This window comes from Streptomyces sp. NBC_00252, assembly GCF_036187565.1.
Lineage (GTDB): Bacteria > Actinomycetota > Actinomycetes > Streptomycetales > Streptomycetaceae > Streptomyces.
This window is the reverse complement of the sequence record NZ_CP108087.1, coordinates 2,546,593-2,567,666: the sequence shown is the minus strand read 5'-3', so window position 1 is coordinate 2,567,666 and position 21,074 is coordinate 2,546,593. Positions and strand designations below refer to the sequence as shown.

23 protein-coding genes are annotated in these 21,074 nt (G+C 70.1%); 12 read left to right on the top strand and 11 right to left on the bottom strand.

Annotated features, from left to right (window positions below; all coding sequences use genetic code 11):
* Positions 1-163: 163 nt before the first annotated feature.
* Together OHT77_RS11115 and OHT77_RS11110 are read right to left on the bottom strand one after the other, a co-directional pair.
* Positions 164-772, bottom strand: coding sequence for a TIGR03086 family metal-binding protein (locus OHT77_RS11115; RefSeq protein ID WP_328828072.1), 609 nt, complete (start codon positions 770-772; stop codon positions 164-166).
* An 81-nt stretch (positions 773-853) separates the two neighbouring features.
* Positions 854-1,492, bottom strand: a complete 639-nt coding sequence (locus OHT77_RS11110; protein WP_328828071.1) for a TetR/AcrR family transcriptional regulator — start codon at positions 1,490-1,492, stop codon at positions 854-856.
* Between the two features lie 78 nt (positions 1,493-1,570).
* Here OHT77_RS11110 and OHT77_RS11105 point away from each other — a divergent pair, with 78 nt between their 5' ends.
* From OHT77_RS11105 to OHT77_RS11065, 9 genes are all read left to right on the top strand, one after another.
* A complete protein-coding gene (locus OHT77_RS11105) occupies positions 1,571-2,026 on the top strand; it encodes a hypothetical protein (RefSeq protein WP_328828070.1) in 456 nt (151 codons plus the stop codon).
* Between the two features lie 150 nt (positions 2,027-2,176).
* Complete coding sequence (locus tag OHT77_RS11100; RefSeq protein ID WP_328828069.1) at positions 2,177-3,001, top strand: ABC transporter ATP-binding protein; 825 nt, start codon at positions 2,177-2,179, stop codon at positions 2,999-3,001.
* Positions 3,002-3,018: 17 nt separating this feature from the next.
* On the top strand, positions 3,019-3,873 hold the full coding sequence (locus tag OHT77_RS11095) for an ABC transporter permease (RefSeq protein ID WP_328828068.1): 855 nt from the start codon (positions 3,019-3,021) through the stop codon (positions 3,871-3,873).
* A gap of 155 nt (positions 3,874-4,028) precedes the next feature.
* Positions 4,029-5,147: an ABC transporter substrate-binding protein gene (locus tag OHT77_RS11090; protein ID WP_328828067.1), complete on the top strand. Its 1,119-nt coding sequence runs from the start codon at positions 4,029-4,031 to the stop codon at positions 5,145-5,147.
* A gap of 53 nt (positions 5,148-5,200) precedes the next feature.
* On the top strand, positions 5,201-6,262 hold the full coding sequence (locus OHT77_RS11085; RefSeq protein ID WP_328828066.1) for an LLM class flavin-dependent oxidoreductase: 1,062 nt from the start codon (positions 5,201-5,203) through the stop codon (positions 6,260-6,262).
* Positions 6,262-6,921, top strand: coding sequence for a cysteine hydrolase family protein (locus tag OHT77_RS11080; protein ID WP_328828065.1), 660 nt, complete (start codon positions 6,262-6,264; stop codon positions 6,919-6,921). The genes OHT77_RS11085 and OHT77_RS11080 overlap by 1 nt, the downstream gene beginning before the upstream one ends.
* Positions 6,918-8,252 (top strand): NtaA/DmoA family FMN-dependent monooxygenase, encoded by a 1,335-nt coding sequence (locus OHT77_RS11075; protein ID WP_328828063.1) that lies wholly within the window; start codon positions 6,918-6,920, stop codon positions 8,250-8,252. The genes OHT77_RS11080 and OHT77_RS11075 overlap by 4 nt, the downstream gene beginning before the upstream one ends.
* Position 8,253: 1 nt before the next feature.
* On the top strand, positions 8,254-9,681 hold the full coding sequence (locus OHT77_RS11070) for an MFS transporter (RefSeq protein ID WP_328828061.1): 1,428 nt from the start codon (positions 8,254-8,256) through the stop codon (positions 9,679-9,681).
* A 49-nt stretch (positions 9,682-9,730) separates the two neighbouring features.
* Positions 9,731-10,249 (top strand): flavin reductase family protein, encoded by a 519-nt coding sequence (locus OHT77_RS11065; protein WP_328828058.1) that lies wholly within the window; start codon positions 9,731-9,733, stop codon positions 10,247-10,249.
* A gap of 32 nt (positions 10,250-10,281) precedes the next feature.
* On the opposite strand, the gene OHT77_RS11060 is transcribed toward OHT77_RS11065, so the two are convergent.
* From OHT77_RS11060 to zapE, 9 genes are all read right to left on the bottom strand, one after another.
* Positions 10,282-11,037, bottom strand: a complete 756-nt coding sequence (locus OHT77_RS11060) for a peptidyl-tRNA hydrolase (RefSeq protein ID WP_328828057.1) — start codon at positions 11,035-11,037, stop codon at positions 10,282-10,284.
* Positions 11,038-11,191: 154 nt separating this feature from the next.
* Positions 11,192-11,335, bottom strand: coding sequence for a hypothetical protein (locus tag OHT77_RS11055; RefSeq protein WP_328828056.1), 144 nt, complete (start codon positions 11,333-11,335; stop codon positions 11,192-11,194).
* Positions 11,336-11,374: 39 nt separating this feature from the next.
* Positions 11,375-12,217 (bottom strand): polysaccharide deacetylase family protein, encoded by an 843-nt coding sequence (locus tag OHT77_RS11050; RefSeq protein ID WP_328828054.1) that lies wholly within the window; start codon positions 12,215-12,217, stop codon positions 11,375-11,377.
* Between the two features lie 55 nt (positions 12,218-12,272).
* Positions 12,273-13,226 carry a PPK2 family polyphosphate kinase gene (locus OHT77_RS11045; RefSeq protein ID WP_328828053.1) on the bottom strand — a complete coding sequence of 318 codons (954 nt, stop codon included), beginning with the start codon at positions 13,224-13,226 and terminating at the stop codon, positions 12,273-12,275.
* Between the two features lie 81 nt (positions 13,227-13,307).
* Positions 13,308-14,093: a slipin family protein gene (locus OHT77_RS11040; RefSeq protein WP_328828052.1), complete on the bottom strand. Its 786-nt coding sequence runs from the start codon at positions 14,091-14,093 to the stop codon at positions 13,308-13,310.
* A gap of 157 nt (positions 14,094-14,250) precedes the next feature.
* Positions 14,251-15,771, bottom strand: coding sequence for a SulP family inorganic anion transporter (locus OHT77_RS11035; protein ID WP_328828051.1), 1,521 nt, complete (start codon positions 15,769-15,771; stop codon positions 14,251-14,253).
* Positions 15,772-15,779: 8 nt separating this feature from the next.
* On the bottom strand, positions 15,780-16,361 hold the full coding sequence (locus tag OHT77_RS11030) for a carbonic anhydrase (protein WP_328828049.1): 582 nt from the start codon (positions 16,359-16,361) through the stop codon (positions 15,780-15,782).
* An 87-nt stretch (positions 16,362-16,448) separates the two neighbouring features.
* A complete protein-coding gene (locus OHT77_RS11025) occupies positions 16,449-16,847 on the bottom strand; it encodes a hypothetical protein (protein WP_328828048.1) in 399 nt (132 codons plus the stop codon).
* A gap of 154 nt (positions 16,848-17,001) precedes the next feature.
* On the bottom strand, positions 17,002-18,105 hold the full coding sequence (zapE, locus tag OHT77_RS11020) for a cell division protein ZapE (protein WP_328828046.1): 1,104 nt from the start codon (positions 18,103-18,105) through the stop codon (positions 17,002-17,004).
* 37 nt (positions 18,106-18,142) lie between these two features.
* Between zapE and OHT77_RS11015 the strand changes: the two genes are divergently transcribed.
* The 3 genes from OHT77_RS11015 to murC all read left to right on the top strand — a co-directional run bounded on the left by OHT77_RS11015 (position 18,143) and on the right by murC (position 21,068).
* Positions 18,143-18,937: a pyrimidine reductase family protein gene (locus tag OHT77_RS11015; RefSeq protein ID WP_328828045.1), complete on the top strand. Its 795-nt coding sequence runs from the start codon at positions 18,143-18,145 to the stop codon at positions 18,935-18,937.
* A gap of 155 nt (positions 18,938-19,092) precedes the next feature.
* On the top strand, positions 19,093-19,566 hold the full coding sequence (locus OHT77_RS11010; RefSeq protein WP_328828042.1) for an indole-3-glycerol phosphate synthase: 474 nt from the start codon (positions 19,093-19,095) through the stop codon (positions 19,564-19,566).
* A gap of 110 nt (positions 19,567-19,676) precedes the next feature.
* Entirely contained in the window at positions 19,677-21,068 is a 1,392-nt protein-coding gene (gene murC, locus OHT77_RS11005; RefSeq protein ID WP_328828041.1) for a UDP-N-acetylmuramate--L-alanine ligase, read from the top strand.
* Positions 21,069-21,074: the final 6 nt, after the last annotated feature.

The following is a 21,074-nucleotide window of genomic DNA, read 5'->3' as shown; positions in this document are numbered from 1 at the left end:
CCAACTGGTCGTTGGAGAAGTCGACACGTGGCCAGTGCCAGGAGGTACGAGCGGTCGGGTCGCTTTGCTCAAGGGGAGGGCAGCTTTTCTCAAAGGGCAGGCAAAGAAGGGGAGTTCGCCCACCCTCCGTCAAGCCCACGTCAGCCCTGCGTCGGCCCGTGTGTCAGTGCTTCGTCGGCCACTGCTCCGGCGCCCGGCCCAGCAGCCGTAGCGTCTCGTCGAGCGGTCCGGCGTCCGGCGGTACGTCGAGAGGCGGAGCGAAGGCGAATCCCGGTCCGCGGCCGGCCGGGTCGGTGGGCACCAGCTGGGCGACGGTCAGGGCGATGTCGAGCACGTCGTCCGACAGGTCCAGCGGTACGCCGAGAGTGGCGGCGACGTCCCAGGCGTGGACCACGTAGTCGACGAAGTGGAAGCTGATCGCCGTCCGGCCGGGGAAGCTCGCGCCGAGCTCCGGCAGGGTGAACTCCCGCTCGGTGGCGCCGGGTTCGGCGAACGCGGCGAGGACGTCGGTGGCCGCCGCGCGGTGCGTACGGGCCGGTTCGCTCATGTCCGCGGGCTCCCGCCAGGAGTTCAGGTCCTGGCCCGTGCCGCGTGCGGCCGCCGCGAACCCGTGATGCTGCGCGGCCATGTGCGCCACGAGCCGCCGCAGGTCCCAGCCCGCGCAGGGGGTGTCCCGCTCCCAGTCCTCCGCCTGCGCCGACTCCACTACGCGCAGGGCCTCGTGGACGGCGATCCGGTCGAGCTCGACGATGTCCGTTCCGGTGGTGGTCATGAGACTTGAGCGTAAAACTGTGCGAACGATCGTGCTACTTGTTTTCGGCCGAAATCGGGAGGAGGGGAAATGCCGTGTATGTCAGGGGACTTGAGGCGCCGTGGCGGGGTCGGTGGCCGCGCCCCGAAGCCGGGCCGCTATGCCGGTACGGGCCCTGCGGTACACGGTCTCCTCGTCGTGCAGCACGGAGAACGCGTTGGACGTCTCCATCAACGCGACGATCTCGAAAGCGAGTTGGGGTATGTCGGTGTCGGCCCGCAGCTCGCCGGTGTCCCGGGCCTCGGCGGCGGTCCGCTCCACGAGGGACATCCAGGTCCGGTGCGCGCCGACCATCGCGTCGTGCACCGGCCCGGAGCGGGCGTCGAACTCGGCGATGACCCCGTAGAAGAAGCAGCCGCCGGGGAAGACCCGGCCCCGCGAGTACTCCAGCCACAGTTCGCACAGCCGCCACAACCGGCCGATACCGGGGGCGACTTCGGCGGCGGGCACGATCACCTGCTCGGTGTAGATGCGGGCGGCCTCGCGCACGGTCGCCAGCTGCAGCTCCTGCTTGGAGCCGAAGAGCGCGAACACCCCGCTCTTGCTGAGCCGCAGCTCGGTGGCCAACCGCCCCACGGACAGCGCCTCCAGGCCCTCGACGGAGGCGATGTCGACGGTGCGGCGCAGGACGAGCCGCCGGGTGCGGTTGCCCCGCTCGACCCGGCCGTCGAGTCGTGTCATCGCCGTATCCTCGTCAACTCCGCCCGCTCCCATGGTGGTCCACCCTAAGCAACACGGGGGAAACGGACCCTTCCTAGGATGCGGCGGGTGCACCTGACCGTCCTGGACGCATCCAATGAATGGAGCCGGTTCGCCGAGGGCTCCGTCGAGCGCCGCATGCTGCTCGCGCTCGGCGACCGCCTCGGCACACCGCTGCGCCCGAAGCCGCTCATGCTGCCCGACGGCAGCCGCGTCGAGGTCGAGGGGATCGACGCCGCCTGCCGCGTCCTCGTCCAACTCGTCGGCAACCAGGGCGCGTACAAACCGGCCTACCGCAACAAGGTCATGGCCGACATGTTCAAACTGCTCTGGCTGCGGGACTCCGTACCGACCGCCGAACGCGCGGTCCTGCTGGTCACGGACGTGATCGTGCAGGCCCTCGGCGGCTGGGTGGCGCGCGCCGCGACCGACCTCGGGATCGAGATCCACGTCTTCGACAATGGCGCGATCGTCCCTTTGCGGGCCCCGTCGCGTCCAGCCGTAAAACGCGCGTAACAGACAACTGCCGTCCGCCGAAACAGAATCTTCCTACGGTCGGGGGCACCTAAGCGGATTTCCGCGTGGCAGTCAGTCGCACTCGCTACGCACGCTCTCCGACTTCCAGGATCGGGCACTCGTGCCCGCGACATGGATGGGAGCGTGAAGGTGACTGGTACGCCAGCACTCGAACTGCGGTCGGTACGACGGGTCTACGGCTTCGGGTCGACCGCGACCACGGCCCTCGACGACGTCCACCTGACGGTGCCGTCGGGCCGTTTCGTCAGTCTCATCGGCCCCAGCGGCTGCGGGAAGTCGACGCTGCTGCGCCTGGTCGCCGGGCTCGAACAGCCGGACCTCGGTGAGGTGTCGGTGCACGGCGTGACACCGGCCGAGGCCTGCGCGGCCAAGATGATCGGCCTCGTCCCGCAGAGCCCCGCGCTGCTGCCCTGGCTCTCCGTCCTGCGGAACGTCACGCTGCCGCAGAAGATCAACCGGGGTGCGGCCAAACGCCGTGAGCGCATCGCCGACTTCGCCGAACGGCAGCAGGCGGCACCCGACATGCAGGAACTCCTCGCCAAGGCCGGTCTCGGCGACGCCCTGCACAAGCTCCCGGCCCAGCTCTCCGGCGGCATGCGCCAACGCGCCGCGATCGTCCGGGCGTTCGGCCTGCGGCCCGACGTGCTCGTCATGGACGAACCCTTCTCGGCGCTCGACGAGTTCACCCGCGAAAGCCTTCAGGACCAACTTCTCGACCTCTGGGAGGAGTTGAGGACCACGGTCCTGTTCGTCACCCACTCCGTCTCCGAAGCCGTACGGCTCTCCGACACCGTCGTCGTGATGGCGCCGAACCCCGGCCGGATCGTCGAGAGCATCGACGTCGACCTGCCCCGGCCGCGCGGTGAACGGCTCTTCGGGGAACGGCGGTTCCACGAGTACGAGGACCTGGTGAGAGAGCGGCTGCGCCGCGCCTGGCACAGCGAAGCCGCGTGAACGGGGGCGTGAGGGACATGACCGTAGCCGACGAACGCACCACCGCCCCGGCGGCCAAGACACCGCCGCCCGCCGAACCGTCCCGCTTCAGCCTGAAGCACCCGAGGTCCCGGATCGCGTGGATCCGGCCGGCCGTATGGCTGCCCCTCGTCGTGACGCTGGTGCTCCTGGCCGGGCTCTGGCACTGGGGGGCCGGTCGACTTCCCTATCTGCTACCGCCGTTGTCCGACGTCGGCAGTTCACTCTCCGGCAATTTCAGCTACTACGTCCACAACGCCCTGGTCACGCTCGGTGAGGCGACGGCCGGGCTGGGGATGGGGTTCGTCGCCGCGTTCGTTCTCGCGGTGCTGACCAGTGAACTTCCCCTGGTCCGGCGGGCGGTGATGCCGATCGCGGTCGTCCTCAACGTGACACCGCTGGTGGCGATCGCGCCTGCGTTGGTCGTCGCCTTCGGGTTCGGGCCGATGCCCAAGCTGATCATCACCGGGCTGATCTGTTTCTTCCCGATCCTCATCAACACGGCTACGGGCCTGCGGTCGGTGCCGCAGCAGGTGGTGCAGGTGTACCGGACGATGGACGCGAGCCGGGTCGAGCTGCTGTGGCACGTGCGCGTCCCGAGCGCGCTGCCGTTTCTCTTCGCCGCGCTGAGGATCGTCTTCCCGCTGTCGATCATCGGTGCGGTGGTGGCGGAGATGTCGGCCTCGGGGTCGACGAGCGGTCTCGGCACGGCGATCAGTGTGGCCTCGTCGATGAACCAGCTTCCGGTCGTCTACGCGTCGATCTTCGTCCTCGCGCTCATGGGCGTGCTGCTGTTGCTCGCCGTGACCCTTGTCGAGCGCCGCGTTCTGCACTGGCACGACAGCACGCAATAGCCGCGCGGGCCGGCCGTTGTCGCTCCGCGGGCCCGGTGGGGGTTGGTCGCGCAGTTCCCCGCGCCCCTTTCGGGGCGCGCACCGCACCGGGATTCAACGGTCCCGCATCTCACATCCCACAACTCCCCAGCGTCAAAGCCAGTTTGGAGTCACCCATGCGCTACCACCCTCGCCTCACCAGATCAGCCCTCTTCGCCACGGTATTGACCCTTGGCATCGCCGGATGCGGCTCGTCCTCCGGCTCCGACGACAGCGCCTCCGCCGGCGCGGCCGGTTCCGCCGTCTCCGCCAAGCGCTGCGCGGAGAACAAGGCGGCCGGAAAGATCACCTACCTCTCCGGGTACCAGTTCCAGTCCTCCGTCTCGATCCTCGAATACGTCGCCGCCGCCAAGCTCGGCTACTTCAAAGACCTCTGCCTCACCGTCGACCTCAAACCCGGTACCGGGGACACCGCGCAGAACACCAAGCTGCTGGCCAGCGGGCAGGCGACCGTGTCCGCGATCTCCCAGCAGGACCTGATCCAGGCGCAGGCCAACGGGATCGACATCAAGGGGATCTCGTCGTACTCGAATGCGGGTCTCGACATCCTGATGACCAACAAGGACATCACCGATCTGACCCAGCTCGACGGAAAGGTCGTCGGACACAAGGGCTATGTGCCCGCCACCGTCGAGGCGATGATGGTCAAGGCCGGGGTCGACTGGGACTCGCTCAAGCTGGTCAAGGAGGGCTACGACCCCTCCGTGCTGCCGCGCAAGCAGGGCGGGCTCGAAGCGCTCACCGGGTTCGTCTCGAACGAGCCCAACCAGCTGAAGGCGGCCGGCAAGGACGTCACCGTGTGGAAGCCCGTCGACTACAAGATCCCGAGCTCGATCGGCGCCATGGCGGTCAACCCGGCGTTCGCCAAGGCCCATCCGCATGCCGTGGAGGACGTCCTGCGGGCCGCGCTGCACGCCTACGCCTACTGCTCCGCGAGCGAGGCGCACATCAGTGAATGCGTCGGCTACGCGGCCAAGTTGTCGGGCCCGACCTACGACAAGAAGCTCAACGCGACGATCTGGAAGACCGAGACACAGGTCGTCAAGGAGAACCCGACGCCCGGACAGCCGCTGGGCGGGGTCGACCCCGACAACGTCGCCCAACTCGTCGCCATGCTGCACCAGTTCAAGATCGTGCCGGGCAGCGTGACCGCCGCGAAGGCCCAGGGGTGGTTCGACACCTCCTTCGTCAAGGACGTCTACAGCGGCGGCAAGCTCGTCTGGCCCGCGCCGTAGCCACCGTGGAGCCGTGGAAAAGCCCCTGAAAGAGCCGTGGAAAGGCCCGTGACGTGCCCGCGAAAGAGTATGGAATCTTCCTTCCCATCGGGAGCGGCGGCTGGATGCTGTCCACCACCGCACCCCACCCCGAGGCGACCTACGCGTACAACAGGCGTGCCGCGCTGCACGCGGAGGACATCGGTCTCGACTTCGTGATGTCGATGGCCAAGTGGCGTGGTTTCGGCGGGAGTACGGACCACTGGGGCCGCTCGCTGGAGTCGATGACGATGATGGCGGCGCTCGCCGAGGCGACCAGCCGGGTCAGGATCTGGGCGACCCTGCACGCCAACATCCACAACCCGGCCGTCGCCGCGAAGATGCTCACCACGCTCCAGGACATCTCCGGCGGCCGGGCCGGGATGAACATCGTGAACGGCTCGTACGCGGGGGAGTTCGAGCAGTTCGGCGACTGGGACCCGGAGTTGAGCCACGAGGACCGCTACCGCATGACCGAGCTGTGGACGGAGGCGGTCACCCGGCTGTGGACCGAGGACTCGGTCACCCTGCGCACCCCGTACTTCGACCTCGTCGACTGCGAGTCCCGGCCGCATCCCGCGACCCGGCCGACCATCATCAGCGCGGGCCGCTCCGAGGACGCGCGCCGCTTCCAGGCCCGCTACGCCGACGGCGCCTTCCTCGCCGCCGACAGTCTCGACGACATGCGGTCGCTCTCCGCCGACGTGCACGCCCGGGCGAAGGCCAACGGCCGTGTCTGCAAGACGTATTCGATGCTCACCGTCGTCCAGGACGACACCGACGAACTTGCCGTCAAGAAGGTCAGGGAGTGGGGCGCGGGCGTCGACCGCGAGGCGCTCGCCCATATGCGGCACACCTGGGGCGTGCCCGAGGACCAGGCCCGTGCGTGGGCCGCCGGAGCCGACGGGGAGGCGGCCTTCCAGACGCCGTACGTCGCCGGTTCGGCCCGTACCGTCACCGAGCACATCGAGTACATCGTGCGCGAGGCCGACCTCGACGGACTCATGCTGATCTTCCCGGAGTACGACGAGGACATGGTGCTGTTCGGAGAGACCGTGCTGCCCGCGCTGCGCGCCCGCGACGAGGTGACCGCCTGATGTCCGACCTGCGGGACAGACAACTCGCCCACCTGACGCGGCCGTTCAGCAGGCCCGCACTCGTCGTGGTCGACGTCCAGCGTGACTTCGCGGACCCGGACCTGCTCGGGGTGTACGGCCTGACGGACGCGGCGCTGGCCACCCTCGACCGGACCGTCACCCGCATCGCCGACCTCGTCGACGCCGCACGCGCCGCCGAAGTACCGGTGGTCTGGGTCGAGTTGGGCAGTGACCCGGCACGGCCCTGGCGGTCGAGCAACTGGCTGCGCGAGGGCGACTACGACGCACCCATGAGCCCGGACGAGCCGTGCCGCATCGGCACACCCGGCGCCGAGTGGTACCAAATGGAGCCCGCCGACGATGAGTTGAGGATCGTCAAGCGCGGCTACAGCGGCTTCCTCGGCACCGATCTCGACACCCGGCTGCGCGCGACCGGCTGCGACTGGCTCACCGTCGTCGGCCTGACGAGCGAGTGCTGCGTGTACGCCACCGCCCAGGACGCCGTCCAGCTCGACTGGCCCGTCGTCGTACCGCAGGACACGACGACCGCCTACGACCACCACGTGAACGCCGCCGCCCTCTTCCAACTGAGCCTGAACGTCGCCGTGTTGAGCGACGCCGACGAAGTGGTCGAGCTGTGGAAGAAGGCCGCGCGATGACCGGAATGCACATCGGCTACGACCTCTCCTTCACCCACACCGAAGGCGCCTGGGCGCGGCAGGGCTCCTGGGTCGGGCGGGACTTCCCGGACGTCCGCATGTTCATGGAGCTGGCGCAGACCGCCGAACGTGCAGGCGTGGGTCTGCTGTTCTTCGGCGACGGCAGCGGCATCCCCAGCACCTGGCGCGGCAGCATCGCCCCGGCCGTGGAGTGGGGCATCCAGTGGCCGCGCCACGACATGGCACCGGTGATCGCCGCGATGTCCACCGTCACGGAGCGGGTCGGCTTCGGGCTGACGTACTCCTCGACGTTCATGCACCCCTTCTACGTGGCCCGGCTGTTGAACTCGCTCGACCACGTGACCGGCGGCCGGATCGCCTTCAACGTGGTCGCCTCCACACGCGGCGCGGACGCGGCCAACTACGGGTTCGCGGAGCTGATGGACCACGACCTGCGCTACGACCGGATGGAGGAATTCGTCGCCGTCTGCCGGGCGTTGTGGGACTCCGTCGCACCGGACGCCATCGTCCGCGACCGGAGCACGGGCCGGTTCGCCGACCCCGCGAAGGTGCACCCCATCGACCACGAGGGGCGCTTCTTCACCGTCAAGGGCCCGCTCGCGTCCGTACCCGGCCCGCAGTACCACCCGCTGATCGTCCAGGCGGGCAACTCGCCCCGGGGCATCGCCGCTTCGGCCCGCTTCGCCGACCTGGTCTTCGGCTTCGGCGGCAGCCTCGCGGGACAGCAGCGCCACCGCAAACTGCTCGACGAGGCCCTCCTCGCCGAGGGGCGCGACCCCGAACACGTGGGCATCCTCTGGGCCACCCAGGTGATCGTCGGCCGCACGAAGGCCGAGGCGTCGGCGCGCTGCGAGGCGGTCCACGAGTTCTGGAACGAGGAGGCCGTCGCCACCTACCTCTCGCACAACGCCGGCTACGACTTCTCCACGTTGCCCGCCTCCTTCCAACTGGGCGAGCTGCGCGACGAGTTGGCGGCGGCCAACGCGAGTCCCGCCGGGATCGTCGGCTCGCTCGTCGCGGAGTTCGGCGCGGAGCACACCATGAGCCGCGGCGAGTTCTTCGCGCACGGGCGGGGGAGGGCAACGGGGTTGGACCACAGCATCGTCGGCGACCCCACCGCCGTGGCCGACGCGTTGGAGGAGAACTTCGCCGACACCGGAGCACGCGGCGGCTTCATGTTCTCCAGCCCGCTCGCCATGCCCTCCGGCTTCGCCGCGCTCAGTGAACTGCTGCTGCCCGAACTGCGCCGACGCGGCGCGCTCGCACCGGCCTACCCGGGGCCAACTCTCCGCGAGAACCTGGCAGTCTGAGATGCCGACGGTGAGCGCGGGTGGGGACGGAGGCACGGGCGCGCGGCGCGACTGGCTCGCCCTCGGCAGCCTCTGCACAGGGTTCTTCATGCTCCTGCTGGACAGCACGATCACCTCGGTCGCACTGCCGTCCCTGATCACCGGACTGCACGCCGGTGAGACCGTCGCGATGTGGGTCAACAGCGGCTATCTCATCGCGTACGCGGTGCCGTTGGTCGTCGCGGGACGCCTGGGCGACCGCTACGGCCACCGGCGCGTCCACCTGATCGGCCTCGCGGCCTTCACCCTTGGCTCGCTGCTGTGCGCAACCGCCGCCTCCATCACGGCACTTGTCGCCTGGCGGGTGGCACAGGGCATCGGCGCCGCGCTGATGACCCCGCAGTGCCTCACCCTCATCAAGGCGCTGTTCCGGCCCCCGCGCCTCGCCGTCGCGCTCGGTGTGTGGGGCGCGGTGGGCGGAGCGGCGGTGGCCGTCGGGCCGCTGCTGGGCGGTTTCCTTGTCGCGGCCGGGGGCTGGCCCGCGGTGTTCTGGGTCAACGTGCCGGTCGGTGTGGGCGCGTTGGTGGCCGTGGGTGTCTTCGTACCAGTCCTGCCGCGACAGGAGGCGCGCATCCCTGTTTGGGCGATCTGCGCGAACGCGAGCGGGGTCGGCGCGCTGGTGATCGGCATCCAGGGGACGGGCGCGGCGAGCGGTGAAGTGCGGGGCGTGCCACGGTGGTTGCTCGTCGTCGTGGGTGTGGTGGTCGTCGCCGGTGTGGTGTGGTTCCAGCGCCGGGACGGTCGACGGGCCCTCGTGCCGGTCGAGTTGTTGCGCAGCCGGGGGTTCGTCGTCGCGGCCTGGGCCGGTGCCGCGGCGGCCTTCTGCTCCGGGTCGGCGATGATCCCGCTGATGCTGTACCTCCAGCGGGAGCGCGGGCTCGACGCGGGCGCCGCCGCCCTCACCCTCGTACCGATGGGCGTGGTCTGCCTGTTGGGGGCGCCGGTGTCGGCCCGGCTCAACAACGGAATCGGGTCCCGTGCGGTCGCCGTCATCGGCTCCGGCGCGCTGGTCCTCTCGATCGGGACATCGGCGGCGCTCGTCGCGACGGACGCGCCGATCGCCGCGCTGACGGCCACGTTCGCGGTGTACGGGGTCGCCAACTCCTTTGTCTGGTCGCCGCTCTCGATCGCGGCGGTGACCTCCGTGGCCCCGGACGAGGTCGGCGCGGCGTCCGGAACCTTCAACGCCATGAAGCAACTCGGGGCCGTGCTGGGCAGCGCGGTGTGCGCGGTGCTGCTGGCGGGGCACGGCTACGCGGTCACGCTCGGCGGGCTCGCGGCGGTGGGAGTGCTGTGTCTCCTCGCGTGCGCACTCCTGCGGACCGAGCCGCCGAGGAGCGGACGTCCCGGGATTCCCGCCCCGTCACAACTGCCCACAGGGGTCGCCTGATGAAGCCTGCGGAATTCCCAACAGGCCTGATGCGGAAGGGGGTTGCTCGATGACGGCCATGGAAGGCCTGGAGGATCTGGACGGCATCATCTCGGATCCCGGGGAGATGACCAGCGCGTTCTCCGGGTTCCCGTCGGGGGTCGCGGCGCTCTCCGCCCGTGTCCACGGCGAACCGACCGTGATGATCGTCTCGTCGTTCGCCGTCGGCGTCTCGCACAACCCGCCCATGGTCTCCTTCGCGGCCCAACACACCTCCACGACCTGGCCGTTGCTCTCCCGAGCGCAGGCCATCGGCATCTCCGTCCTGGGCGAGGGCCACAGCGACAAGGCCCGCCAACTCGGCTCCCGCAGCAAGGCGGCCCGCTTCGCCGACCTGCGCACGGTGGAGGCGGAGTCCGGCGCGATCTTCCTCGACGGCGCGCCGGTGTGGCTGGAGTGCACCGTCGAGCACAGCTATCCGGCCGGCGACCACGACATCATCGTGCTGCGGGTGCTGGCGATGAGGTCCGACGACGAGCGGAGTCCGGTGGTGTGGCATCGGCGGAGGATGAGGCTGTTGGGGGAGTGAGCTGCGGGTGCGAGAGGGGGACGTGGACGACCTCAGTCGACCGACGGTGCGTCCTCATCAGCCAGATCACCGACGCGTTCGTACCCCTCGACCGCGACCGTGAGTCCCGGGGCAATCTCCGTGAAGCCCGCGTCGCGGACCAACGGCCGTTCGGTGCTGATGAGTTCGGCCCAGTGGGCGGGGGTGGCGGTGCGGACGGAGAGGGGGAAGCCCGCTCGGCGCCAGGCGGTGCGGTCGTCGTCGGACAGTTCCCACCAGGCGAGTTGGGCGCCGTGGCCGGTCTGGGCCATCGTCTTGCCGGCGGACATGTCGAGTTCGGGGTTGAGCCAGAGCACCGGGGCCGTCGGGTCCGCGTCGGCCGGGGGTTCGGGGTCGTCGAGGTCGGTGCCGGAGACCTGGAGCCGGGCGAGGTCCTTGGGCCAGCCGTCGAGGGGGACGGGCGGGAAGACCCGTACCTCCGCCGACTTCCCGGTCACGGTGATGCCCGGCAGTGCCTCGGCCCGCCGCCACTCGGCCCCGCGCGCCCGCCGGACCACCTTCCGGATCCGCGCGTCCTGCCAGTCCCGCATGGCCTGCGCCCACTCCCCGTCCCCGAGGGCCCGCTCGTCGCTGAGGATCGTCAGCACGGCACGGGCAGCCGTCTCCAGCGCGTCCGTACGGACCGGCGGCGCGTCCCGCTCGATCCGCACGACCAGAGGCAGCACGAACTGCGGAGCCTCGTCCCGCACGGTGGGCTCATTGCGAAAGGGGTCGGCGCCGTCGCCGGAAACGGTGGAGTCACTGATCACCCCCACAGTCTGCCAGCCAGAGAACCGGCTCCTGAAAGCACCGCCAAGGGGCCCCACCCCAGGGGCGCGGGGAACTGCGACCAGCCACAACGGACCCGCACCCGCAAAACCACCCACACCCCCACGGCGCCCTCGCGAGAAGACGTCCCGCCGCTCACCCCGAGCAGGCGGTCCGCTGTGCCTCCTGCCACTCACAGACGGGGCACAGCGTGATCCCCTTGTACGACTCCAGGTACTCGGTCGGCTCCCGGCACAGCACACACTCCGCGTACACCGGCGCCGTCTCTTCGTCGCTCATGACACCAGCGTAAAAGGAGCGCACGGCGTTCAGCCGGCTTCAGCGGTGCCGACCGGTCGCCCCGATCAGCTCGGAGACCTTCACGAACCGGTACCCCTTCTTCCGCAGCTCGGGCACGACCATGCGGACCGCGCGCTCGGTCGCCGGCGCGGCGCTGCGCGTGCAGTGCATGACGACGACGGAGCCGGGCTTCACACCGTCCAGCACCTGCTGGGCCACGGCGTCCGAGTCCGTCGCGAACGCGTCGCCGCTCACCACGTCCCACTGCACCGCCGTGACACCGACCGCGCTCAGCGTCTTCAGCGCCTGGCGGTCGTAACACCCGCCGGGGAAGCGGAAGTACGGCATCGCGTTCGGCACGCCGGCCTTCTTGAAGGCGGTGTACGCGCGCTCGACATCGGCCTTCATCCGGTCCGGGGCCACGGTCGGCAGGCCGTAGCAGTCACCGGTGAAGGCGTAGTGGCTGTAGGAGTGGTTGGCGATCTCGAACTGCGGGTCGCGGCCGATGGCGCGGGCCTCCGCCGGGTACTCGTCGGCCCAGCGGCCCGTCATGAACACGGTCGCCGGCACCTTCAGCGTGCGCAGTGTGGAGATCAGCTGCGGATTGTCGAAGTGCTCGCCCTTCGCCGCGCGCGGCCCCTCGTCGGCGGTCATGTCGGCGTCGAAGGTCAGCGCGACGGTCTTGCCGCCGACCCGCGGACCGTTCTTGAACACGGGGGTCAGCCCGGCGGGACCGGGCGCGAGCGTGGGCGGCCGCGAGACGGCGGCGGAGGGCGCACTGGGCGCCGGACGGCCGGCGTGGGGCGCCGAGGGGGCCCCGCAGGCGGTGAGCGCGGCGCCGAGCGCACAGGCGGCGGCGACTTGGCGTACTCGAATGGTCACCGTAGGAAGATAGAATGATAAAAGGGATTATTGGGTCACCGACACGGGTGGGCGGTCAGCCCGAGCTCAGCAGCCGTTCCCGGTTCTCCTCCACGTCGAAGTCCGCCTTCGGGTACTGCGGGTCAAGGGCTGTCAGGTGTTCCAGGAGGAGGCGGCTGATGGCCCAGTTGCGGTACCACTTGCGGTCGGACGGGATCAGGTACCAGGGGGCGTCCCGGGTGGAGCAGCGGGTGAGGGCGGTCTCGTAGGCCTGCTGGTAGGCGGGCCACAGGGCTCGCTCCTCGATGTCGCCCGGGTTGAACTTCCAGTGCTTGTCCGGGTTGTCGAGGCGTTCCAGCAGGCGTTGGCGCTGCTGGTCGTAGGAGATGTGGAGGAAGCACTTGACGACGGTCACGCCGTCGTCGGCGAGGGACTTCTCGAAGCGGTTGATCCGGCCGTAGCGGTCGTTGATCTCGCGGTGCGGGGCGAGTTCGCGGACGCGGGCGATGAGGACGTCCTCGTAGTGGGAGCGGTCGAAGATGCCGATCTCGCCGGGGTGGGGGAGGGCGCGTTTGATGCGCCAGAGGAAGTCGTGCCGGCGTTCCTCGGGGGTGGGCGCCTTGAAGGCGCTGATGCGGCAGCCGGAGGGGTTGAACAGGCCGATGACGTGCTTGACCGTGCCGCCCTTGCCGCTGGTGTCCATGCCCTGGAGGACCAGGAGGAGGCGGCGGTTGTCACCGGCCGTGCTCGCGGCCCAGAGGCGTTCTTGCAGGTCGGCGAGGTGTTCGCCCATCCGGGCGGTGTCCTTGAGGCCGGCGGCCTTGTCGGCGGGGCCGCCGGGGGTGGCCCTCGGGTCGTACGAGGAGAGGTCGACCGGGCGGCCGGCGGGGACACGCAGCTCGTGGGCCAGGGTGCCCACCTCGTCCTCGGAGGTATGAGCCTTCCCCGACTTCTTCCGGCCCTCGTCCTTCTCCTTGGCCTTGCCCTTGCTCTTCTTCTGGTCCTCGCTCTTCGAGTCCTTCTTGCCCATGGGCCGTCCCTTCCGGTCGGGTCCCTCGATCCTGCGCGGTGGGCGCGGGACGCGCCAGTCCATGGCGGTCGGCGCCGGGTGTCACTTCTCCACGGGCGGCGGGGGAGGAGGCGCGGCCCGTTCCAGGAACCGCAGCAGCTCGACCGGGAACGGGAGGACCAGCGTGGAGTTCTTCTCGGCAGCGACCGCCACCACCGTCTGCAGCAGCCGGAGTTGGAGCGCGGCGGGCTGCTCGGACATCTGCTCGGCGGCCTCGGCGAGTTTCTTCGAGGCCTGCAACTCGGCGTCCGCGTTGATGATCCGGGCCCGCCGCTCACGGTCGGCCTCGGCCTGCCGGGCCATCGACCGCTTCATCGTCTCGGGGAGCGACACGTCCTTGATCTCGACCCGGTCGATCTGGACGCCCCAGCCGACCGCCGGGCTGTCGATCATCAACTCCAGCCCCTGGTTGAGCTTTTCACGGCTGGAGAGCAGGTCGTCGAGGTCGCTCTTGCCGATGATCGACCGCAGGGACGTCTGGGCCATCTGCGAGACGGCGAAGCGGTAGTCCTCGACCGTGACGATCGCGTCGGCCGCGTTCACGACCCTGAAGTAGACGACCGCGTCGACGCGCACCGTCACGTTGTCCCGGGTGATGCCCTCCTGCGCGGGCACCGGCATCGTCACGATCTGCATGTTGACCTTGCGGAGCCGGTCCACGAACGGGACGACCATGGTGAAGCCGGGTGCCCGGACGTCACCGGCCACCCGCCCGAGGCGGAAGACGACCCCGCGCTCGTACTGCTTGACCACCCGCGCCGCCGCGGCGACGTACACCACGCAGGCGGAACCGACCGCGGCGCCCGCCACCAGCAGTTCCTGGAGCATCCTGACCCCCTCACAGAGAGGCCGTTTTGTCTACTCCTGCAAGAGTATGCCCGGCGCCTGTTCGGAGGCCACGATCACGCCGGTGCCTGCTTCAGGACCCCGCACGCACCGGTGCCTGCTCCGGGGCCACCATCACCCCGGAGCAGGCACGGCACCGCTAACTCAGCTGCTTCGTCGCCGGGACCTTCGGCGCCGGGATCTTCGCCGCCGTCAGCTTCACCGGCTCGGTGCCGGCCGCGCTGTGCCGCTCGGCCCAGTTCTCCAGGGCCGTACGGCAGGCGTGGTCGAGGTGGTGCAGGCCCGAGAGGTGCAGTTCGACCGGGCGGTCCTGGGGGAGCGCCTCCAGACTGTCGAGGATCTTCGGCAGCCGCAGGAAGGTCGCGTTGCCCGACAGATAGGCCTGGACCGGGCCCGCGCCCTTGTCGACGACCTCCAGCTTGATGTGCGAGGCCTCCCACGCCGTCTTCGCGACGGCCAGCGCGAGACCGATGAGGACGCCCTCGAACATGCTGACCGCGACGATCGACAACGCCGTGACGACCAGGATCAGCGCCTCGCCCCGGTGCTCGCGCCACAGCGACACGATCTCCCGGACGGGGATGAGCTTGGCACCGGCGTGCACGAGGATGCCCGCCAGGGCCGGGATCGGGATGTACGCGAGGACGTCCGGCAGCAGCGCCGCGAACAGCAGCAGCCATACGCCGTGCATCACCCGGGACGCCTTCGTCCGCGCGCCCGCCTGCACATTGGCCGCGCTGCGCACGATCACCGCGGTCATCGGCAGCGCGCCGAGGATGCCGCACAGCGCGTTGCCCGCGCCCTGGGCCACCAACTCCTTGTCGTACTGGGTGCGTTGACCGGAGTGCAGCCGGTCGACGGCCGCCGCGCTGAACAGCGACTCGGCGGACGCGATCAGCGTGAACGCGACGATGGTGCCCAGCATCCCGACCTGCGCGAGGCCACCGAACGCGCCGAGCGGCGGCGGCTGCAACGACCCCAGCAGCCCCTGCACTTCGACCGTCGCCACCGGCAGCCCGAACACGAGCGCGGCGAGCGTCGCCAGTCCTACGGCGGCCAACGGACCCGGCACCGTACGGACCTTGGCCGGCAGCCGCTTCCACAGCACCAGGACGGCGATGGTGGCGGCGCCGAGCGCGAGCGAGGCCAGTGCCTCCGTGTTCCCGACGGCGTCGATGAGCGCGCCGGGAAGCCCGACTATCTTGTCCACCCCCGAGGCGGGGGCCTTCGCCCCGGCCACCGAGTACAACTGCCCGGCGATCAGCACCAGTCCGATGCCGGCCAGCATGCCCTCGACGACCGAGACCGAGATGGCCCGGAAGTAGCGCCCCAACTTCAGGACGCCCATGAGGACTTGAAGCAGGCCGGTGATGAGCACGATGACTCCGAGGGCGGGCAGGCCGTACTCCCGCACCGCCTCGAAGACCAGCACGGTCAGACCGGCGGCGGGCCCGGACACCTGGAGGCTGCTGCCCCGCATGAGTCCGGTGACGATCCCGCCCACGATGCCGGTGACCAGGCCGAGTTCGGCCGGTACACCGGAGGCGACGGCCACGCCCACGCAGAGCGGGAGCGCGACCAGGAACACGACGAGAGAGGCGGCGAAGTCCTGCCGCAGATAAGGGAACGTGGTCTTCTTCGGGGTCAGGTCGTTGTCCATGGCGCGACTCACAGGGCCTCGAACTGGTCGGTGTCCGTGCTGTGTTCGAGCACGGCACCGGTGTGGACCTCGTAGTACCAGCCGTGCACCCGCAGCCGTCCGTCCGCCAACCGCCGCTCCACACAAGGGTAGGAGCGCAGTCGCAGCAACTGGGCGAGTACGTGGTTCTGCACGGCTCCGGCGACCGTCGGGTCGGCGGTGTCGCTGGGCGCGGGTTCGTCGGCGGCGTGCGCGAGCCAGTCGCGTACGGCCGGTACGGCGGCGAGGTCGTCGCCGCGCACCAGGGCGCCGACGGCACCGCAGTGGGAGTGGCCGCAGACGACGACGTCCTGGACGGCGAGCACCTCCACGGCGTACTCGATGGTGGCCGCCTCGCTGGTGGGGTTGCCTGAGGCGTACGGCGGGACGATGTTGCCCGCGGTGCGCAGTTCGAAGAGCTGGCCGGGGCGGGCGCCCGTGATCAGGGCCGGGACGACCCTGGAGTCGGAGCAGGTGATGAACAGGACCTGCGGGGACTGGCCTTCGGCGAGTTTGGCGAACTCCTCAGGGCGTTGTCCGAACGTACGGGCGTTGTCGATGAGGGGCTGCATGACGTGAGGACTCCTCCTGGCGCGCCCTCTGGGCGCGTCGGGCTTGCATGACAGTGTGCGTGGGGGAAGTGACTGCCTGCCGGTCTCTCAGCAGCGGAAGACTTGAAGTGCCGCCGGAGAGTGCGCTGTCGAGGATCTCGATGTGCGGTGGTGCGCCGCGCCCGGCGCCACCGGGGTGCTGACGGCCGCCGGGTCCTGTGTGAGCAGGGGGCGCTCGGGCGCCTCCGGCCCGCAGTCGGCGGCGCGGTAACGGTCGCGCAGGCGCAGCGGGACGGTGGGGGTCCCGGAGGCGCCGCAGTCGCGGAAGGTGATGGTCTCGGTGCGCAGGGCCTTGCCGCCGAGCTTGAGCACCGGCTGTGCTTTGGCCTCTGCATGACGCGCGGTGTGCGCGGGTGCGAAGGATGCCGTGGGTGCGAAGAACTGGAGGGCGAGCAGGACGGCGGTGATCAGCGTGATCACGGTCCGTGCCGTCTTACCTCGGAACATCCGCCCCCCTTCACGCAGTTCGCATCTCTTGTACAGACCAACGGTTGGTCAACGGCTGGTCAAGAAACACGGTAGCCCAGCGAAGTTGTTTGCAGGGTTAACGCAGCGTTTCCGATGAAAGAGAGCGTGAAAAGCGTGCCTGGGCTGGCGCGAACTAGGCGGTTTCGACGAGGCCCTTGGCGTCCCGGGCCAGCGCGGTGAGGCGGGAGATCGCACGGAAGTACTTCTTGCGGTAGCCGCCGTTCAGCATCTCCTCGCTGAACAGCCGGTCGAAGGGCAACCCCGAGGCCAGGACGGGCACCTCACGGTCGTAGAGCCGGTCCGCGAGGACGACCAGGCGCAGCGCCGTCGACTGGTCGGGTATCGGCTGGACGTCGGTGAGGCAGACCGCCTTGAGGTCGTCGGTGAGGGCGCCGTAGCGGCTGGGGTGGACCTTGGCGAGGTGGGCCAGCAGGTGCGGGAAGTCGTCGAGGGAGGCGCCGGGGGTGGCGTACGCGGCCTTCGTCACCTGCTCGTCGGAGAACGGCGCCGGGGCTTCCGGGAGGCCGCGGTGGCGGTAGTCCTCGCCGTCGATGCGCAGCGAGCGGAAGTGCGCGGACAGGCCCTGGATCTCGCGCAGGAAGTCGACGGACGCGAAGCGGCCCTCGCCGAGCTTGCCCGGCAGCGTGTTCGAGGTGGCGGCGAGCGCCACACCGGCGTCGACGAGCTTGCCGAGCAGGGTCGAGACGAGGACGGTGTCGCCCGGGTCGTCCAGCTCGAACTCGTCTATGCACAGCAGACGGTGGCCCGAGAGCGTCCGGACCGTCTGCTGGAAACCGAGGGCGCCGACCAGGTTCGTCAGCTCGACGAAGGTGCCGAAGGCCTTGAGCGCGGGCTCGGCCGGGGTCGCGTGCCACAGGGAGGCCAGGAGGTGCGTCTTGCCGACGCCGTAACCGCCGTCCAGGTAGACGCCGCGAGGGCCCGCCGGAGTCTTCGCCCTGCCCTTGCCGAGGCCCAGGAAGCCGCGCTTGGCGGTGCCGGCCGCGTGCGCCCCGCCGAGTCCGGCGGCGAAGGCCTCCAGGACTCCGACCGCCTCGGTCTGGCTTGGCTGGTTCGGGTCCGGGATGTACGTGGCGAAGCGCACCGAGTCGAAGCGCGGCGGCGGCACCATCTCGGCGACCAGCCGGTCCGCGGGGACGAACGGCTCACGGGCGCACAGGGACAGCGGGGCCGCGTCTGCTATCGGGCTGGTCCCGGCGGCGGCTGAGGAGGACGACACGGTTCACCACTCTAAGGGCCGTGCCACACTGCACGACATGCGACGCCTGATCCCTGTGACCGACGAAACAGCAGCCCAGGCCTCGGACGGGGCCCCTGATACGGGTGGGACGGACCGCGAATGGGGGCTCGCGGACCTCGCGGAGGCGTACGCCTACCCGGTCGGCGACGCTCCCTGGCTGCGCGCCAACATGGTCTCCACGCTCGACGGGGCCGGCCACCACGAGGGCCGCTCGCAGCCCATCTCCGGGGACGCCGACATGCGGATCTTCGGCACCCTGCGCGCGCTGGCGGACGTCGTGATCGTGGGTGCGGAAACGGTACGCCAGGAGGGTTATCGACCCGCACGCGCGCGTGCCGAGTTCGCGGAGGCACGCACGCGTGCCGGGCAGGGACCGGCCCCCGTGATCGCGGTCGTCACCGCGAGCCTCGACCTGGACTTCTCGCTTCCGCTTTTCGTCTCGCCCCTGGTGCCGACGCTGGTCCTCACGGGCGCCCAGGCGGCGCCGGACCGGATCGCGGCCGCCGAGAAGTCGGGCGCCCGGGTGGTCGTCGCCGGTGACGGCGTCGGCGTCGACCCCGCGCGGGTCGTGGAGGCGCTCGCCGCGCTGGGGCACACCCGGCTGCTGACCGAGGGCGGGCCGCGCCTGCTGGGGCAGTTCGTGGCCGCCGGGGTACTCGACGAACTGTGTCTGACCCTCTCGCCGATGCTCGTCTCGGGGGAGGCGCAGCGGATCGCGGGCGGGCCGTCGGTTAAGGTTCCCCATCGCTTCGAACTGGTGTCTCTGCTGGAAGAGGCCGGGTTCCTGTTCGGTCGTTACCGTCGGTCGTGAAAACGGGGCGGAATCATCCGTTCCGTTTAGCTTTCGACGGGCACACTAAATCCGGCAGTACCCGTGCGATCACGGGGCAGGATGGTTTCCGCAGGGCCTGGCAGGCCTACGGAGGAGAGAGGGCCCGAGGGTCCTCGAAGGAGAAAGGGCGCCTGGTGTTCACAAGCGTACTGATGATCGAGAAGGCCCTTACGTCCGCCGACGTGGAGTTCGTCACCACCTTGCACGGTGACGAGACCGTCTCGTTCCACGTATTGCTCCAGCCCCGCGGCGACCAGGCGGACCGCCTGCTGCGGGCCATCGACGACGTCGCCCTCGGCGAACTCGACGAGGCGGCGCACGAACGGGAGACCCCCGAGGGCAAGGACGCGGCGGCGCTCGGCGCGCAGGCCCTCCAGGTGTCCCTGGACGCCCTGCACGCCGCAGGCAGCGCGGCCGAGGGCCGGCTCATCGAGAACCACCCGCTGGACGCGCTGAAGAGCCTCGTGGAGGAGATCGGCGCGGACGAGGTCATCGTGCTGACCGACCCGCACTACGTGGAGGAGTTCTTCCACCGGGACTGGGCGTCCCGCGCACGTCACAAGGTCGGCGTACCGGTCCTGAAGTTGTTCTCGCACAGCAAGGAGTAGCGGCGGGCGGGGCGGCCGACGGGTGTCCGTGATTGTCAGTGGCACCGCATAGGCTTGCCGCTGAACGTCCGCCGTACCCGTACAAAACCAGCACGCACAGGGAGACACGCATGGCACCCGGCCTTCCCACCGCCATGGACCGACCGCACTTCATCGGCATCGGCGGGGCCGGGATGTCGGGGATCGCCAAGATCCTCGCCCAGCGCGGGGCGAAGGTCGCCGGCAGTGACGCCAAGGACTCCGCGACCGCCGACGCCCTGCGCGCCCTGGGGGCCACGGTCCACATCGGACACGCGGCGGAGCACCTCGCCGACGACGCCACCTGCGTTGTCGTGTCGTCGGCGATCCGCGAGGACAACCCCGAGCTGGCCCGCGCGGCCGAGCTCGGCATCCCGGTCGTCCACCGCTCGGACGCGCTGGCCCGCCTGATGGACGGCCTCCGCCCGATCGCCGTGGCCGGCACGCACGGCAAGACCACCACGACCTCCATGCTCGCGGTGTCGCTGTCCGAGCTGGGCCTGAACCCGTCGTACGCGATCGGCGGCGACCTGGACGCCCCGGGGTCGAACGCGCTGCACGGCGACGGCGAGATCTTCGTCGCCGAGGCCGACGAATCGGACCGCAGCTTCCACAAGTACGCCCCCGAGGTCGCGATCGTCCTCAACGTGGAGCTCGACCACCACGCCAACTACGCGTCCATGGAAGAGATCTACGAGTCCTTCCAGACGTTCGCCGACCGGATCACCGAGGGCGGCACCCTGGTGATCTCGGCGGACCACGAGGGCGCCCGCGAGCTGACCCGACGGGTCGCGTCGGACGCACTGAAGACCGTGACGTACGGAGAGGCGGAGGACGCCGACATCCGCATCCTGTCCGTCGTCGCGCAGGGCCTGAAGAGTGAGGTGACCGTCCTCCTGGGCGGCGAGAACCTCACCTTCACCGTCTCGGTCCCCGGCCGCCACTACGCGAGCAACGCGGTCGCGGCCCTCGCCGCGGGCGTCGCGCTCGGCATCCCGGCCGCGGAGCTGGCGCCCGCGCTGGCCGCGTACACCGGCGTCAAGCGCCGCCTCCAGCTCAAGGGCGAGGCGGCCGGCGTCCAGGTGATCGACTCCTACGCCCACCACCCCACGGAGATGACGGCCGACCTGGAAGCGATGCGCGCGGCGGCCTCCACCTCCCGGCTGCTGGTCGTCTTCCAGCCCCACCTCTTCTCCCGCACCCAGGAGCTCGGCAAGGAGATGGGCCAGTCCCTCGCCCTCGCCGACGCCTCGCTGGTCCTGGACATCTACCCTGCCCGCGAGGACCCGATCCCCGGCGTCACCAGCGACCTGATCATCGAGGCCGCGCGCGCCGCGGGCGCCGACGTCACCCCGGTCCACGACAAGGCGGACGTGCCCGAAGCCGTCGCGGGAATGGCGAAGCCCGGTGATCTGGTTCTCACCATGGGAGCGGGCGATGTCACTGACCTCGGCCCGCGGATCCTGGACCGTCTCGCGAAGTAAGGGGCT

Coding starts and splice junctions, on each gene's coding strand:
- OHT77_RS11110 (WP_328828071.1), bottom strand. CDS start 1,492: ATGACACGACTCGACGGCCGGGTCGAGCGGGGCAACCGCACCCGGCGG.
- OHT77_RS11075 (WP_328828063.1), top strand. CDS start 6,918: ATGACCGGAATGCACATCGGCTACGACCTCTCCTTCACCCACACCGAA.
- OHT77_RS11040 (WP_328828052.1), bottom strand. CDS start 14,093: ATGCTCCAGGAACTGCTGGTGGCGGGCGCCGCGGTCGGTTCCGCCTGC.
- OHT77_RS11070 (WP_328828061.1), top strand. CDS start 8,254: ATGCCGACGGTGAGCGCGGGTGGGGACGGAGGCACGGGCGCGCGGCGC.
- OHT77_RS11030 (WP_328828049.1), bottom strand. CDS start 16,361: ATGCAGCCCCTCATCGACAACGCCCGTACGTTCGGACAACGCCCTGAG.
- OHT77_RS11095 (WP_328828068.1), top strand. CDS start 3,019: ATGACCGTAGCCGACGAACGCACCACCGCCCCGGCGGCCAAGACACCG.
- OHT77_RS11035 (WP_328828051.1), bottom strand. CDS start 15,771: ATGGACAACGACCTGACCCCGAAGAAGACCACGTTCCCTTATCTGCGG.
- OHT77_RS11065 (WP_328828058.1), top strand. CDS start 9,731: ATGACGGCCATGGAAGGCCTGGAGGATCTGGACGGCATCATCTCGGAT.
- OHT77_RS11045 (WP_328828053.1), bottom strand. CDS start 13,226: ATGGGCAAGAAGGACTCGAAGAGCGAGGACCAGAAGAAGAGCAAGGGC.
- OHT77_RS11055 (WP_328828056.1), bottom strand. CDS start 11,335: ATGAGCGACGAAGAGACGGCGCCGGTGTACGCGGAGTGTGTGCTGTGC.
- OHT77_RS11115 (WP_328828072.1), bottom strand. CDS start 772: ATGACCACCACCGGAACGGACATCGTCGAGCTCGACCGGATCGCCGTC.
- OHT77_RS11015 (WP_328828045.1), top strand. CDS start 18,143: ATGCGACGCCTGATCCCTGTGACCGACGAAACAGCAGCCCAGGCCTCG.
- OHT77_RS11090 (WP_328828067.1), top strand. CDS start 4,029: ATGCGCTACCACCCTCGCCTCACCAGATCAGCCCTCTTCGCCACGGTA.
- murC (WP_328828041.1), top strand. CDS start 19,677: ATGGCACCCGGCCTTCCCACCGCCATGGACCGACCGCACTTCATCGGC.
- OHT77_RS11105 (WP_328828070.1), top strand. CDS start 1,571: ATGCGGCGGGTGCACCTGACCGTCCTGGACGCATCCAATGAATGGAGC.
- OHT77_RS11080 (WP_328828065.1), top strand. CDS start 6,262: ATGTCCGACCTGCGGGACAGACAACTCGCCCACCTGACGCGGCCGTTC.
- OHT77_RS11025 (WP_328828048.1), bottom strand. CDS start 16,847: ATGTTCCGAGGTAAGACGGCACGGACCGTGATCACGCTGATCACCGCC.